Here is a 14,845-nt window from a genome sequence, read left to right as displayed (position 1 = left end):
CGTCGCCACGGCTTACGCTTACGAGGCCGTTACGCCATGACCGATACCGAAGTAAAGGCGCCCAAGATCGAATTCCCCAACGTTGATTACCCGGTTAAGGTGATCAGCGATACCGGTGTTGGCAACAAAGACAAGATCATCGAGATCGTCAAGAAACACGCGACGATCAACCATGATCGTGTGGATGAGCGCCAAAGCACCAACGGCAAATACACCACGATTCAACTGCACATCGTCGCCACCGACCAGGACCAGCTGTACAACATCAACAGCGAACTGCGGGCTACCGGCTTCGTGCACATGGTGCTGTGATGTCTGGCACGCTGGGCTTTCGCGAGCTTGGCCAGATGGCTTACGAGCCGGTCTGGCATGCCATGCAACGCTTCACCAATGAACGCGGCAGCGATGCCGCGGACGAGATCTGGCTGGTTGAGCACCCATCGGTGTTCACTCAGGGGCAGGCCGGCAAGGCCGAACACTTGTTGCTGCCGGGGGATATCCCGGTGGTGCAGGTCGATCGCGGTGGTCAGGTGACCTATCACGGCCCCGGCCAGTTGGTCGCCTATCTGTTGCTCGATGTACGCAAGCTGGGTTTCGGCGTGCGTGACCTGGTCACCCGCATGGAGCACTGCCTGATCGAGCTGCTGGCCAGCTACGGCGTCACGGCTGCGGCCAAGCCGGATGCACCGGGCGTCTATGTCGACGGTGCGAAAATCGCTTCCCTGGGTCTGCGGATCCGCCACGGTTGTTCCTTTCATGGGCTGGCCCTGAATGTGGACATGAACCTGGAACCGTTTCGACGGATTAATCCCTGCGGCTACGCCGGGCTGGCGATGACCCAGCTGAGCGATCACGCAGGATCGATTGAATTTGCCGAGGTTAGTGCCCGGCTGCGCGCGCAGCTCGTCAAACACCTCGACTATGCTGAGCAGACGACCCTAACGGGCGGAATCGACTGATATGACTACTGATGCAGTGCAAACCATGATCCCGACGCTGGATGTCACCGAGCGTCCGGCCCCGCGTGCCAAGGTTGAAGCCGGCGTCAAGCTGCGCGGCGCCGAGAAGGTTGCACGCATCCCGGTAAAGATCATTCCGACCACCGAACTGCCGAAGAAACCTGACTGGATCCGCGTGCGCATCCCGGTTTCCCCGGAAGTCGACCGCATCAAGGCCCTGCTGCGCAAACACAAGCTGCACAGCGTGTGCGAAGAAGCATCCTGCCCGAACCTGGGCGAGTGCTTCTCCGGTGGCACTGCGACCTTCATGATCATGGGCGACATTTGCACCCGTCGCTGCCCGTTCTGCGACGTTGGCCACGGCCGTCCGAAACCACTGGACGTGAATGAGCCGGAAAGTCTGGCTATTGCCATCGCCGACCTGAAACTGAAATACGTAGTGATCACTTCGGTTGACCGCGACGACTTGCGTGACGGCGGTGCCCAGCACTTTGCCGACTGCATCCGTGAGATCCGCAAGCTGTCGCCGAACGTGCAGCTCGAAACCCTGGTTCCGGACTACCGTGGCCGCATGGACGTCGCGCTGGAAATCACCGCCGCCGAGCCGCCGGATGTGTTCAACCACAACCTGGAAACCGTGCCGCGCCTGTACAAGGCCGCGCGTCCGGGTTCGGACTACCAGTGGTCGCTGACCCTGCTGCAGCGCTTCAAGCAGATGATGCCGCACATTCCGACCAAATCCGGCCTGATGCTGGGTCTGGGCGAGACTGACGAAGAAGTCATCGAAGTCATGAAGCGCATGCGCGAACACGACATCGATATGCTGACCCTCGGCCAATACCTGCAACCGTCCCGCAGCCATTTGCCGGTGGAGCGTTTCGTCCACCCGGACACCTTCGCCTGGTTCGCTGAGGAAGGTTACAAGATGGGCTTCAAAAACGTCGCTTCCGGTCCGCTGGTACGTTCTTCGTACCACGCCGATGAGCAGGCGAAGCTGGTTAAAGCTGAATTGATGTCGTCCTTGTAACAAAGTGCCCGCAAGGCTTTTCAGCCTTGCGGGCGTTTTTGTTGGCCGTGCTTACGGCAACTTCAGTCTTTTCCTGCAACCTGCGGGGCGACTGACCCTCTTCTGTTTATTCCCGTTCCTGACTACTGTGTGCAGAAGCTTTCGCGCAGGGAGATTCATGGATGACCGTTCGACCGACCCATACTCTTTTTCCCCATAAACCCGTTCCGGCCTTGCCCTCGCAAGGGCTGATCGGCGTCATAGCGCCCGCCGGCCCCGCGGCACTGGATACCGACAAGGCCGTCAGCTGGATGCGTGCACGCGGTTACGCATTGCGGATTTTTCCCGGTGTGTATGCGCAGGAAGGCTACCTGGCCGGCAGTGACGATGTGCGGCTCAATGACCTGCACGCAGCGTTCGCTGACAGTGAGGTCGATGCAATCATTTGCCTGCGCGGTGGTTACGGCACACCGCGTTTGCTCGATCGCATCGATTTCGAGTTGCTGCAAAACAACGCCAAGCCGTTCATCGGCTACAGCGACATCACGGCGCTGCACCTGGCGATCAGCCGTTATGCGGGGTTCGTGACTTTCCATGGTCCGTTGCTCAATGCAGATCTGTTGGGCGACAAGCAAAAGCCTACCGAGTCCTCGTTTTTCAACATGCTCAGAGGGCAAGTAAAGGCGGGTAGCGTATTGGCGCACCCGGTGGCCTACCCGTTGACCACAATCGAGCCTGGCATTGCTCACGGGCGCTTGCTCGGAGGCAATCTTGCGATGATTGCCGCGACCATGGGCACGCCTTATGAAATGGATGCCGAGGGCGTCATTCTGTTTATCGAAGATATTAATGAGCCGCTGTATCGCATTGATCGGCTGCTGACTCATCTTCGGCTCGCGGGGACGCTGGGCAAATTGCGCGGAGTTCTGGTGGGAGATGTGGCCGGGGTTGATACTGTTGCGCTGGAACGGTTGCTCAAGCAGACGTTTGAGCCGTTGCGGATCCCGGTGCTGGCCGGGTGGCGCAGCGGGCATTGTGACCCGAACCTGACGTTGCCGATGGGAGCGTTGGTGAGGCTGGATGCGGGGAGCAAGGAGTTGGTGCTGGAGCAGGATGTGGTGGTCAGGCGCTAGAAATCTATCGCCAGGCAGTCAGTCATCGCGGGCGAGCCCGCTCCCACAGCAGAAGTGTCAGTCGCAGAATTAGCGTACGACACAAACCCTGTGGGGGCGGGCTTGCCCGCGATGCTCTTAGCGGTTACGCAGGCCTTCTAGCAACTTGTGCGTCGGATACCCGTCCGCCGGCCAGCCAAACGACTGCTGGGCGCTGCGGATCGCTTTGCGAGTATTGGCGCCGATGATGCCGTCGGCGGTGCCCGCGTCGTATTTCTGCGCACTCAGCAGGTTTTGCAGCTCGATCCGTTCGGTACGACTCAGCGGCAAGTCATCTTTGGGCCAGGTGCCATTGATAAAACCCGCGCCGTTGAAACGCTCGGACAACAAACTGACGGCCAGCGCGTAGGACGACGAGTTGTTGTACTTGAGGATCGCACGGAAGTTGTCGAGCACCAGGAATGCCGGGCCGCGATAGCCCGCCGGGAGCAACAAGGCGGCCGACAGGTGTTCCGAGCCTGCCGGAACCTGGCCACCGTTAGGCAACGTGACGCCCAATTGCTGCCATTCGGCGACGCTCTTGCGAATCGCGCCATCGGCCAACACGTAGTTGAAGCTGCCCGGCAGCTGTACCTCAAAGCCCCATGGCTGGCCTTTCTGCCAGCCCGAGCTTTGCAGGTAGTGCGCAGTCGACGCCAGTGCGTCGGCGGAACTGCCCCAGATATCGCGACGACCGTCGCCATCAAAGTCCACGGCGTGGGTGTTGTAGGTGGTCGGGATGAATTGGGTCTGACCCATGGCACCGGCCCAGGAACCGAGCATTTTCTCTGGGTCGATGTCGCCCTGTTGCAGGATCTGCAGGGCCGCGATCAATTGCGCATGGGCGAAACCAGGACGCCGGCCTTCGTAGGCCAGGGTCGCCAGGGAGTTGATCACCGACTTGCTGCCCTGAAACTGGCCGAAGTTACTTTCCATGCCCCACACCGCAACCAGTGCCTGACGATCGACGCCGTAGCGTTGTTCGATGCTTTGCAGGATGTCGGCGTATTGGCTGACCAGCGCCTGACCTTTGCGCACGCGCAGCGGCGACAGGGCGCCGTCGAGGTATTCCCACACCGGGCGGGAAAATTCCGGTTGACTGCGGTCGGCACGGATGACGCTGGTGTCCAGGCTGACATTGGCGAAGGCGCGGTCGAACAGGTCGGCGCGGATGCCAGCGGCCAGCGCATCCTTGCGGAAACCCGCCTGCCATTCGGCGAAGGTCTGGGTCGGCTGGATGTCGAGATTTTCACCGGTCGGCACCACGGGCGGGATCACCGCAGGGGCTGTTGCGACAGGAAGGGTCTGAAGCGGTTGGGCGTCGGCGGCGGTCGGTTTTTCCGCGCAGGCGACAAGCAGAACGAGGCTGGAGGCAGCAATCAATTGGCGCAAATGCCAACGACGGGAAATACAAAGGGGCATGCACGGGTCCAGGGAATACGAATCAGGTGCAGACCTTAACATGTTGAGCGATGGCTTGCCTTTCAGGCCGCCAGAAAGTAAGAAGCCTCCCAGCTATTAGACTGGAAGGCTTCGCGGCGGTAGCTGCCTTTGCCCTTGCCGGCTCGTTCCTGACGGCTGCGGAACAGTGGCTGGGCGATGATGGATTTGGCCTTGTTGTGGCCATTCCTGGATGGCTTTTTGCTCATGATCATATCTCTCGATTGAGTGGTTTTGCGGGAGAAATGATCTGCCGAAGTTTGGATTTTGTCCAGACCTGCGACATGTGGGAAAAGTCGACCTGTGGCGAAGGGAGCAAGCTCGCTCGCTACAAAGGCCTTATTCGGCAGGCAATGTCAGCCGCTGCCCAGCCATCAACAACGACAACCGACTCAAACTCATCCATGGCGAACCTGCCGCCTGGCCTTTGATTTGCGCATCAATCCGCTGTGCTTCCAGCAACAACTGCGCCCAGCGTTGCGCCGAGTAACGTTGCAGAGCTTTGCTCATCAGCGGTTTGCGTTTATCCCAGACCGGCGGACGGGCAGAGCTGAAGGCTTTGTCCAGCGGCACGCCCTGGCTGTATTGCAGCGACAGGCTGGCCAGCAAGCGCAGTTCCCGGGCCAGCGCCCAAAGAATCACCGGCGGTTCGACACCTTCCCCGCGTAGACCTTCGAGCATGCGCAGGGCATGCGCCGCTTCGCCGTTGAGAATCGCATCAGTCAGGCCGAAGACATCGAAGCGCGCGCTGTCGGCCACTGCGGCTTGCACGGTTTCGACGGTTATCTGGCCACCTTCGGCCATCAGCTTGAGCTTTTCGATTTCCTGCGCGGCAGCCAGCAAGTTGCCCTCGACTCGCGCGGCGATGAGTTCCACGGCGTCCTGACTGGCGGACAGGCCTGCCTGAGACAAGCGCTGCCGAATCCAGCCCGGCAACTGGCTGGCTTCCACCGGCCAGATTTGCACGAACTGGGTGTGCTGACCTTCGACCAACGCCTTGCCCCACTTGGTTTTCTGCGCGCTGCCGTCGAGCTTCGGCAGGCTGATCAGCAACACAGTGTCTTCGGCCGGTCGCGAGCAGTATTCGATGAATGCAGCTGCACCTTTGTCGCCGGGTTTGCCGGACGGCAGGCGCAGTTCCAGCAAGCGTTTTTCAGCGAACAACGACATGCTTGCGCCGGCTTGCAGCAGCGTTCCCCAGTCGAAACTGGCATCGGCGGCGAACACCTGGCGTTCGTCGAAGCCCTGTTGACGGGCGGCTGTGCGAATGGCGTCGGCGGCTTCCTGACACAGCAGCGGATCGTCGCCACTGATGATGTAGACCGGCGCGAGCGCACCTTGCAGGTGTTTGGCGAGTTGGGCGGGGGCGAGTTTCATGGGCGAGGGCAAGCGGGGCGCCTGAGCGCCCCGCAAGTCTTATTGCTGCGGGATTTCGATGGGCGACTGGCGTGGCGTTTCCGCTTCAGCCTTGCGCGCCGCTTCCAGGGCTGCAGCTTCAGCCTTGGCCTTGGCCTCAGCAGTTTGTTGCAGCTGATCCAGCTGGGCCGGCGACAGTTGCTGCAAGCGCAGCATCATGCGTTGCACCAACTCGCGACGGATCTCCTTGCGAGCATCGGTGGATTCCTGATCGGAACCCACCAGGTTGTTGCCGTCATGGATAAAGACTTTCTGCACTTCGAGCTTGTCGCTCAACAGGAGCAGGTTGTGCTCACCACTGATGTCGTAGCTGAGTACCGTGGTCACCTGGTACTCGCCAGTACGGCCGGCGCCTGCATAGCTGAGGATGCGCTGGCTTTCCTGCTCATCGGCCAGCACCAGTTTGTAAGGCGCGCCCGTGTGGATATTGACGCCGCTGCTTTCCAGCAACTGACGCATCATGGTCACGGTTTCGCCGTAGGAGTTGCGTGCACTCAGGTCGAGTTCCTTGAAGGCGAGTTCATAGGTGCCGGTACCGCGCAGCTGGAAACCGCAGGCGCTCAACAGGACCGCGAGGCCCATCACCAGCAAATTGCGTTTGATCATCTTGTTGCTCCCCTTGAAACCATGTGGGCCGATCATGCGACCCGAAAGGTTTTACTCGGCGCCAGGCTCACCTGGCGCCTGATCCAATTAGCTGGCGACGATATTGACCAGTTTCCCGGGCACTACGATCACTTTACGAATAGTCAGGCCATCGACAAAGCGCAGCACGTTTTCGTTGACACGGGCAGCGGCTTCGACTTCTTCGCGAGTCGCGGTGGCCGGCATTTCGATCTGGCCGCGCAGTTTGCCATTGACCTGGATCACTAGCGTCAGGCTGTCCTGCACCAGCGCGGTTTCGTCCACCACGGGCCAGCCGGCATCGATCACCGGGTCTGCGTGACCCAGTTGATTCCACAGCTCGTGGCTGATGTGCGGGGTGATCGGAGCCAGCAGCAAAGTCACAGCTTCCAGACCTTCATGAGCCAGTGCGCGATCCTGTTCGGTACTTTGCGGAGCCTTTTCCAGTACGTTCATCAGCGTCATCACCTGGGCGATGGCAGTGTTGAATTTGTGGTTCTGGCCGACGTCGTGGCTGGCCTGCTTGATGGCCAGGTGGATCGAGCGGCGAATGGCTTTCTGCTCGTCGTTCAGGCCGGCGACGTCCAGTTTCCCCGGCAGGCCCTGAGTGACGTGCGCTTGAGCCAGGCGCCAGACGCGCTTGAGGAAGCGGTGCGAGCCCTCTACTCCGGAGTCGGACCATTCCGCGCTCATGTCGGGTGGCGAGGCGAACATCATGAACAGGCGGCAGGTGTCTGCGCCGAACTGGTCAATCATCGACTGAGGGTCGACGCCGTTGTTCTTTGACTTGGCCATCTTCTCGGTGCCGCCGATTTCTACCGGCAGGCCGTCGGCGATCAGCTTGGCGCTGATGACCTTGGCCTTGCTGTCGCGTTCGAGTTCTACGTCCGCCGGGTTGAACCAGGTGTAAGCACCGTTGGCTTCGCGACGATAGTAAGTCTCGGCGATGACCATGCCCTGGGTCAGCAGGTTCTTGAACGGCTCGTCGGAGCTCACCAGGCCTTCGTCGCGCATCAGCTTGTGGAAGAAGCGCGCGTAAAGCAGGTGGAGAATGGCGTGTTCGATACCGCCGATGTACTGATCCACCGGCAGCCAGTGGTCCGCCGCGGATTTTTCCACCAGGCCACCTTCATAGTGCGGCGAGGCGTAACGAGCGTAGTACCACGACGACTCGACGAAGGTGTCCATGGTGTCGGTTTCACGCTTGGCCGGTGCACCGCATTTCGGGCACGAGCACTCGTAGAACTCGGGCATGCGTGCCAAGGGCGAACCCGCGCCGTCCGGAACGACGTCTTCCGGCAGGACCACAGGCAATTGATCTTCCGGGACCGGCACATCACCGCAGGTGTCGCAGTGGATGATCGGGATCGGGCAGCCCCAGTAACGCTGGCGGCTGATGCCCCAGTCGCGCAGGCGGAACTGGGTGCGCGAGGCACCGAGGCTCTTCTTGATCAGCGCGACTTCCATGGCGTCAAACGCGCCGGCGAAGTCGAGGCCGTCGAACTCGCCGGAGTTGATCAGCGTACCGTGTTCGCCGTAAGCGTCCTGCCACGGCGCCGGGTTGGTGTCGCCGGAGCTGGTACGCACCACCGATTTGATCGGCAGGTTGTATTTGTGGGCGAATTCGAAATCACGCTCGTCGTGCGCCGGGACCGCCATGACCGCGCCATCGCCGTAGTGCATGAGCACGTAGTTGGCGACCCATACCGGGAGTTTTTCACCGGTCAGCGGGTGCTCGACGAACAGTGAAGTCGGCAGGCCTTTTTTCTCTTGAGTGGCGACATCGGCTTCAGCGACGCTGCCGCCCTTGCATTCAGCGATGAACGCTTGCAGCTCAGGGTTGTTCTGCGCGGCCAGCGTGGCCAAGGGGTGTTCAGCGGCTACGGCAACGTAAGTCGCGCCCATCAGGGTGTCCGGACGGGTGGTGAAGACTTTCAGCGCGCCGGCTTCGCCGATGGAATCGACGTTGTACGGGAACTGCACTTCCATCCCGCGGGACTTGCCGATCCAGTTGCGCTGCATGGTCTTGACCTGTTCAGGCCAGCCCGGCAGATCGTCGAGGCTCGACAGCAGCTCATCCGCATAGGCGGTGATCTTGAAGTAGTACATCGGGATTTCGCGCTTTTCGATCAGCGCGCCGGAACGCCAGCCGCGACCGTCGATCACTTGCTCGTTGGCCAGAACGGTCTGGTCGACCGGGTCCCAGTTCACGGTGCCGCTTTTTTTGTAAATCACGCCTTTTTCGAACAGGCGAGTGAACAGCCATTGTTCCCAGCGGTAGTAATCCGGCTTGCAGGTGGTCACTTCACGCGACCAGTCCACCGCCAGGCCCAGGCTGCGCAGCTGGGTTTTCATGTAGGCGATGTTTTCGTAGGTCCACTTGGCGGGCGCTACGTTGTTCTTCATCGCGGCGTTTTCCGCCGGCATGCCGAAGGCGTCCCAACCCATGGGTTGCAGGACGTTCTTGCCTTGCATGCGCTGATAGCGGGAGATCACGTCGCCGATGGTGTAGTTGCGCACGTGCCCCATGTGTAGCTTGCCGCTGGGGTAAGGGAACATCGACAGGCAATAGAAAGTCTCCTTGCCTGGCTGTTCACTGACTTCAAAGGACTTTTGCTCGTCCCAGAACGACTGGGCGGCGGCTTCGATTTCACGGGGCTGATATTGTTCGTGCATGGCTACTTTTGAACTGAATAGGGGTGGCCTAATCCTCTTCAATGCAACGCTGGACGATGAATGCGCCAATTCGGCGTTTCGGTGCCCAGGCGAGCTGGAAGTGGAGTTACAGGAAGCGCCGTAGCATACATGACCGCGCTCTACCGAGGGAAACCCTGATTACACGCGCACGTCGCCCGATTTGCCCTGCGAGGGCCGTTGGTCGCGGCGCTCAGCCGGTTTGTTCATGGAAGCTAAGCTCTAAATGGGGAGTGAGTCTTATCTTCAATGAGGTGAGGGATGGTTGAGTCACAGCAAAAAGTTACAAAGCCGGAGCTGTACGAAAGACTGATCGATCGTCTGGGAATGGCCCTGGATTCGGCAAAAACCGCTGACCGGCTGCGCGATGAGCGTCCCCTGGAGCTGGAATTGCGTGGCCTGAGCCCCGCAGAGTTTGCGCTGGTCAAGGCGTATCTGGATCGCAGTGAACGTGAAACACACGGATGCTTGTCAGAAGCAGTGAAGCAGCTCGACGCACCACGTTCGGCCAAGATCATCTGGCTCAAGGACAAGGCACCCGGCAGGGACGCGGTAAAGGTCCGGTCTCTGCAATTCAAGTAAGGGCACTTGAACTCATGACGTTTGGTTATTTTGAATCATAGTCCTTCCGCATTTGTTGTCGCATTGCGTCAACCCACTTAGGCTTCGGGCATCTTCAGGAGATGCTCGATGCCTTTTCGTTATTTCGTAAAACAACTTCTGCTGCCGCCCGGCATTTTACTGCTGTTGCTGATGCTTGCCTGGTGGTTTCGCCGCTCAAGGCCGCGGCTGGCCGGGCTGTGCTTTACGCTGGGACTCGGCGGGTTCTGGCTGATGAGTCTGCCGGTGGTTGTGCAGTGGAGCGCCAAGGCGCTGGAACGGGAGCCGGCGCTGGATCGCTCTGAATGGGCGACCCTGAGTCAGCGCGCTGATGCGATCGTTGTGCTGGGGTCCGGGCGTGAGAGGGGCGACCTGGCCTGGGGCAACGACCAGCCGACCGGCGTAGGTCTGGGGCGTCAGCGTTATGCCGCGCGACTGGCCAAGGCTTCCGGCCTGCCGATCCTGACCAGTGGTGGTCTGCATTTCGGCACGCCGCCCACCGAAGCCAAATTGATGGCGGATTCGATGCTCGAAGACTCTGGCGTAATCGTGCGTTGGCAGGAGGGGCGTAGCCGTACAACTTGGGAAAATGCGCAGTTCAGTGCCCAGATGCTGTTGCCGGATGGCATCAAGCGCGTGGTCGTGGTGACTCAAGCCTGGCACATGCCGCGGGCGGTCTGGAGTTTCCAGCAGGCGGGATTTGAGGTGGTACCCGCGCCGGTGGGGTTTCTAGGCGTGGACAATGCCCGGCCATTGGGCGGCTGGATGCCGGAATTCAAGTCGATCTGGCAGAGCGGGCAGTTGCTGAATGAAGCGGTGGGGCAGGTGGGGTATTCGTTGTTTTATCGCTGACCTGTGGTGAGGGGATAAATCCCCTCGCCACAAAGCTCGCCAGTCTCAGACGGTTTTGGCCATCCGGTTCGCCACCAGTGCCCAGCCAAACAACGACACGCATATGATGATCAACGGCCACGAACGCCATTGCAGGTAAGGCGTCAGGTTATGCATCGGCACCACTTCGCCGTACAGGATGCCGCGTTCGAACTGCGGGATCTGCGTGGTGATCTGACCGAACGGGTTGATGAGCCCGGTCACGCCGTTGTTGGTGGCGCGGATCATCCAGCGGCCGGCCTCAAGCGCGCGCATCTGCGCCATCTGCAAGTGTTGCAACGGCCCGATGGAAGTGCCGAACCAGGTGTCGTTGCTGATGGTCAGCAACAGATCGCTGCGCGCGGCAAGGCTGGCGGCAAACTCCGGGTAAACCACTTCGTAGCAGATGTACGGTGCAATCTGATAGCCCTTGGCTTGCAACATCGCCTGATCGGCGGGGCCGCGGGCAAAGTCTGACATTGGCAGGTCGAAGAAGGCGATCAGGCCGCGCAGCACGTCCTGCAATGGTACGTATTCGCCGAACGGCACCAGCTTCTGCTTGAGGTAAGTGCCGTCGCCTTCGCCTACGACGGTGATGCCGTTGAAGTAACGCTTTTCGTGGCGCACTTCCTGGCGGATGGGCACGCCGGTAATCAGTGCGGTTTTACGCTCTGCGGCGAAATTCCCCATCATGCTCAGGTAGCCCTCGGCGGACTCCTTGAGCACCGGGATCGCCGTTTCCGGCCAGATCAGCAGGTCGACACGCTTGGAGCTGAAGCTCATGTCGCGGTACAGGGCCAGCTGCGCGTTGAGCTGTGCCGGGTCCCACTTCATGCTTTGTTCGATATTGCCTTGGAGCGCCGCGACACTCAGCGCCGGGCCAGACGGGCTGGTCCAGGCATGGCCTTTAAGCGCGATGCCGGCGACCCAAGGGCCGACCAACAGCAGCGCACCCGCCACGATAAAGGCTTTGCGACCCGTCTTGATCAGGCGAGAAGCGTTGTAGATCAGCGCGGCGGTCAAGGCCAGGGTGAAGGACACCAGCCACATCCCGCCCACGGGTGCGAGCCCGGCCAACGGACCGTCGAGCTGGCTGTAACCGGAGTAGAGCCACGGGAAACCGGTGAGGAACCAGCCGCGAAACGCTTCCTGGCCGACCCACAACGCCGCAAACGCCAGGGCATCGGCCAGCGGCGCCTCGTTACGACGCAGCCAGCGCGCCCAGATCCAGGCGGGCAGGGCGAAGAACCAGGCAATCGCTGCGGTGAAGAGCAGCATCAGGAACCCGGCCAGCAACACCGACGCGCCGCCAAAGTTGTGGATGCTGTAGTAGATCCAGCTGGTGCCGGCGCCAAACAGACCGAAACCGAAGCACCAGCCACGGCCCAGGGCCTGACGTGGGTTCAGCTCGCGCAAACCGGCATAAAAGAACCCGACCGCCAGCAGTGCCAGCGGCCAGATGTCGAACGGCGCCAGGGCCAGGGTGGTGATTGCACCGGCCGCCACGGCCAGCAGGTTACCGGGCCAGCCGGGGCGGTTTATCCAGCGCATTTCAATCCTTAGGTATTACCGGGCAATAGGCGTCAGGCGCAGCAAGTGAATCCGACGGCTGTCGGCGTTGAGGATACGAAAGCGATAAGGGCCGATTTCGGTGATTTCGTTGCGTTTTGGCAGGTGCCCGAACGCGCTCATCACCAGGCCGCCGACGGTGTCGAACTCGTCGTCGGAGAACTCGCTGTCGAAGAACTCGTTGAAGTTTTCGATCGGCGTCAGGGCCTTGATCAGGAAGTCACCGCTGGGCAGCGGCTTGATGTAGCTGTCTTCCTCGACGTCGTGCTCGTCTTCGATGTCGCCGACAATCTGTTCCAGCACGTCTTCGATGGTCACCAGGCCAGCCACGCCGCCGTATTCGTCGATCACGATGGCCATGTGATTGTGGTTGGCGCGGAATTCGCGCAGCAGCACATTAAGGCGCTTGGACTCCGGCACGAAAGTGGCCGGGCGCAGCAGGTCCTTGATGTTGAAGCTGTCGCCGTTCTCCTTGAGGATCAACGGCAGCAAGTCTTTGGCCAGCAATACGCCCATCACGTCATCGTGGCTTTCGCCGATGACCGGGTAACGGGAGTGGGCCGAGTCGACCACGGCGGGCAAAAACTCGCGGGGTGTCTGGGTCGCCTTGATGCTGATCATCTGCGAGCGCGGGACCATGATGTCCCGTACTTGCAGGTCCGCAACCTGGATGGCGCCTTCGACGATGGCCAGCGCTTCGCTGTCCAGCAACTTGTTCTGGTGTGCATCGCGCAGGAGCTCCAGCAGCTCCTGACGGTTCTTCGGCTCGTGGGCAAAAGCCTGGGTGAGCTTACCCAGCCATGACTTCTGCCCGTTGCTCGATCGATCTTCGCTCATAGCGATTACTCTGAATCCTTTGTTGTAACGATAGGGGATGTTTCTGTTTCGTCGTCCGCGTACGGATCGGGGTAGCCCAACTCAGCAAGCAACGTTCGTTCCAGCGCTTCCATTTCTTCGGCTTCCTCGTCATCTATATGGTCGTAACCCAGTAGATGCAAGCAACCGTGAATGACCAGATGTGCCCAGTGAGCCTTTGGTTCCTTGCCCTGTTCGGCAGCTTCGCGCGTGACTACCGCCACGCAGATCACCAGATCGCCCAGCAGCGGGATGTCGAGAAACTCGTCAGGCACATCGGCAGGAAACGACAGCACGTTGGTGGCGTAGTCTTTTTGTCGCCAGGTGTGGTTCAGCTCGCGGCCTTCGGCTTCGTCGACCAGGCGAATGGTCATCTCTGAGTCGGCCGTGCGCTGGCGCAGGGCCAGTTCACACCATTGGCGGAACTCGGCCTCGCTGGGGGCAGACGCTTCGGTAGCCAGTTGCAGATCAAGCTCAAGCATCGCGGCGACTGTCCTTTGGTGTTTCGTCTGCCACGCGATTCTCGAAGCGCTCGTAGGCTTCGACGATCCGCTGCACCAGTGGGTGGCGTACAACGTCTTTTGGCTTGAAATGGGTGAAGCTGATGCCCGGCACGTCTTTGAGCACTTCGATCACGTGGTGCAGTCCGGACTTGGTGCCTTTCGGCAGGTCGACCTGGGTGATGTCACCGGTGATGACCGCTGTGGAACCGAAACCGATCCGGGTCAGGAACATCTTCATCTGCTCGACGGTGGTGTTCTGGCTTTCGTCGAGGATGATGAAACTGTTGTTCAGCGTGCGACCGCGCATGTACGCCAGTGGCGCAACTTCGATCACCTGGCGCTCGATCAGCTTGGCAACGTGTTCGAAGCCGAGCATTTCGTAAAGTGCGTCGTAGAGCGGGCGCAGGTACGGGTCGATCTTCTGTGACAGGTCACCGGGCAGGAAGCCGAGTTTTTCGCCCGCTTCAACCGCCGGACGGACCAGCAGAATGCGTCGGATCTGCTCGCGTTCCAGCGCGTCTACCGCGCAGGCGACGGCCAGATAGGTCTTGCCGGTACCGGCCGGACCGATGCCGAAGTTGATGTCGTTACCGAGGATTTCCTTCACGTAGCGCAGCTGATTCAAGCCGCGAGGGCGAATCATGCCTTTTTTGGTGCGCAGGGCTACGGAGGGTTCGGACGGCGAAACGTTGTCCAGCTCTTCGACGGCCGATTCCTGCAGGAACAGGTGAACCATGTCCGGCGACAGCTCGGTACCCTTGGTTTCCCGGTACAGGCGGCGCAGGAGGTTTTCCGCGGAGGTGGTGTGTTTGGGGTCGCCGATCAGCTCGAACTGGTTTCCGCGGTTGCGGATCTCGATGGTCAGGCGTTGCTCGATCAAGCGCAGGTGCTCGTCGAACATCCCGCACAGATTGGCAAAGCGGCGAGCCTCAAAGGGCTCGAGGATAAAACGGTGTGGTTCTATGGGTGCGTTCAAGGTCGTATTTAGCCGCCCTGGGGCAATTAAGATGAAATCAAGGATAACGCCAGTGAGGCGGGTGCGAAAGCTCTTAAATATCTCGACCTCAAACACCGTCCCTTGTGGGAGCCGGGCTTGCCCGTGATGAACGATTACACGGTGTGTCAGCCAGACCGCGTTGTGGCCATCGCGGGCAAGCC

Annotated in this window: 14 protein-coding genes and 1 tRNA gene; 5 read left to right on the top strand and 10 right to left on the bottom strand. The window is 60.4% G+C overall.

All coding sequences use genetic code 11. The annotated features are described in order from the left end of the window. Positions 1-36: 36 nt before the first annotated feature. The 4 genes from F8N43_RS24605 to F8N43_RS24590 all read left to right on the top strand — a co-directional run bounded on the left by F8N43_RS24605 (position 37) and on the right by F8N43_RS24590 (position 3,098). A complete protein-coding gene (locus F8N43_RS24605) occupies positions 37-312 on the top strand; it encodes a DUF493 domain-containing protein (RefSeq protein ID WP_003215438.1) in 276 nt (91 codons plus the stop codon). Continuing rightward, positions 312-959 (top strand): lipoyl(octanoyl) transferase LipB, encoded by a 648-nt coding sequence (gene lipB / locus F8N43_RS24600; RefSeq protein WP_150638404.1) that lies wholly within the window; start codon positions 312-314, stop codon positions 957-959. The genes F8N43_RS24605 and lipB overlap by 1 nt, the downstream gene beginning before the upstream one ends. Before the next feature lies 1 nt (position 960). Beyond that, positions 961-1,986, top strand: coding sequence for a lipoyl synthase (lipA, locus tag F8N43_RS24595; RefSeq protein WP_010467371.1), 1,026 nt, complete (start codon positions 961-963; stop codon positions 1,984-1,986). A gap of 161 nt (positions 1,987-2,147) precedes the next feature. Continuing rightward, positions 2,148-3,098 (top strand): S66 peptidase family protein, encoded by a 951-nt coding sequence (locus F8N43_RS24590; protein WP_150630375.1) that lies wholly within the window; start codon positions 2,148-2,150, stop codon positions 3,096-3,098. A 117-nt stretch (positions 3,099-3,215) separates the two neighbouring features. Here F8N43_RS24590 and F8N43_RS24585 read toward each other — a convergent pair whose 3' ends face one another. The 5 genes from F8N43_RS24585 to leuS form a co-directional block, all read right to left on the bottom strand. Further along, positions 3,216-4,538: a lytic murein transglycosylase gene (locus tag F8N43_RS24585; RefSeq protein WP_150630376.1), complete on the bottom strand. Its 1,323-nt coding sequence runs from the start codon at positions 4,536-4,538 to the stop codon at positions 3,216-3,218. A gap of 62 nt (positions 4,539-4,600) precedes the next feature. Further along, on the bottom strand, positions 4,601-4,765 hold the full coding sequence (gene arfA / locus F8N43_RS24580) for an alternative ribosome rescue factor ArfA (protein WP_150638402.1): 165 nt from the start codon (positions 4,763-4,765) through the stop codon (positions 4,601-4,603). A gap of 130 nt (positions 4,766-4,895) precedes the next feature. Beyond that, positions 4,896-5,933 carry a DNA polymerase III subunit delta gene (holA, locus tag F8N43_RS24575; protein ID WP_150638400.1) on the bottom strand — a complete coding sequence of 346 codons (1,038 nt, stop codon included), beginning with the start codon at positions 5,931-5,933 and terminating at the stop codon, positions 4,896-4,898. A gap of 39 nt (positions 5,934-5,972) precedes the next feature. After that, positions 5,973-6,578 (bottom strand): LPS assembly lipoprotein LptE, encoded by a 606-nt coding sequence (lptE, locus tag F8N43_RS24570; protein ID WP_150630379.1) that lies wholly within the window; start codon positions 6,576-6,578, stop codon positions 5,973-5,975. 87 nt (positions 6,579-6,665) lie between these two features. Further along, positions 6,666-9,272 (bottom strand): leucine--tRNA ligase, encoded by a 2,607-nt coding sequence (leuS, locus tag F8N43_RS24565; protein ID WP_150630380.1) that lies wholly within the window; start codon positions 9,270-9,272, stop codon positions 6,666-6,668. 279 nt (positions 9,273-9,551) lie between these two features. On the opposite strand from leuS, the gene F8N43_RS24560 reads away from it, so the two are divergent. Beyond that, positions 9,552-9,872 (top strand): hypothetical protein, encoded by a 321-nt coding sequence (locus F8N43_RS24560; RefSeq protein ID WP_150630381.1) that lies wholly within the window; start codon positions 9,552-9,554, stop codon positions 9,870-9,872. A 702-nt stretch (positions 9,873-10,574) separates the two neighbouring features. Here the strand turns inward: F8N43_RS24560 and F8N43_RS24550 are convergent. The 5 genes from F8N43_RS24550 to F8N43_RS24530 form a co-directional block, all read right to left on the bottom strand. Continuing rightward, positions 10,575-10,656 (bottom strand) — tRNA-Ser (locus F8N43_RS24550). 131 nt (positions 10,657-10,787) lie between these two features. After that, positions 10,788-12,311, bottom strand: a complete 1,524-nt coding sequence (gene lnt / locus F8N43_RS24545; RefSeq protein ID WP_150630383.1) for an apolipoprotein N-acyltransferase — start codon at positions 12,309-12,311, stop codon at positions 10,788-10,790. Between the two features lie 15 nt (positions 12,312-12,326). Beyond that, positions 12,327-13,166, bottom strand: coding sequence for an HlyC/CorC family transporter (locus F8N43_RS24540; RefSeq protein ID WP_045062079.1), 840 nt, complete (start codon positions 13,164-13,166; stop codon positions 12,327-12,329). Positions 13,167-13,171: 5 nt separating this feature from the next. After that, a complete protein-coding gene (gene ybeY, locus F8N43_RS24535; protein WP_150630384.1) occupies positions 13,172-13,666 on the bottom strand; it encodes an rRNA maturation RNase YbeY in 495 nt (164 codons plus the stop codon). Next, a complete protein-coding gene (locus F8N43_RS24530; protein ID WP_150630385.1) occupies positions 13,659-14,663 on the bottom strand; it encodes a PhoH family protein in 1,005 nt (334 codons plus the stop codon). The genes ybeY and F8N43_RS24530 overlap by 8 nt, the downstream gene beginning before the upstream one ends. Positions 14,664-14,845 lie beyond the last annotated feature (182 nt).

Origin of the sequence: Pseudomonas fluorescens (assembly GCF_902498065.1) — a bacterium.
Taxonomy (GTDB): Bacteria; Pseudomonadota; Gammaproteobacteria; order Pseudomonadales; family Pseudomonadaceae; genus Aquipseudomonas; species Aquipseudomonas fluorescens_BJ.
This window is presented reverse-complemented; position numbering and strand designations above follow the sequence as displayed.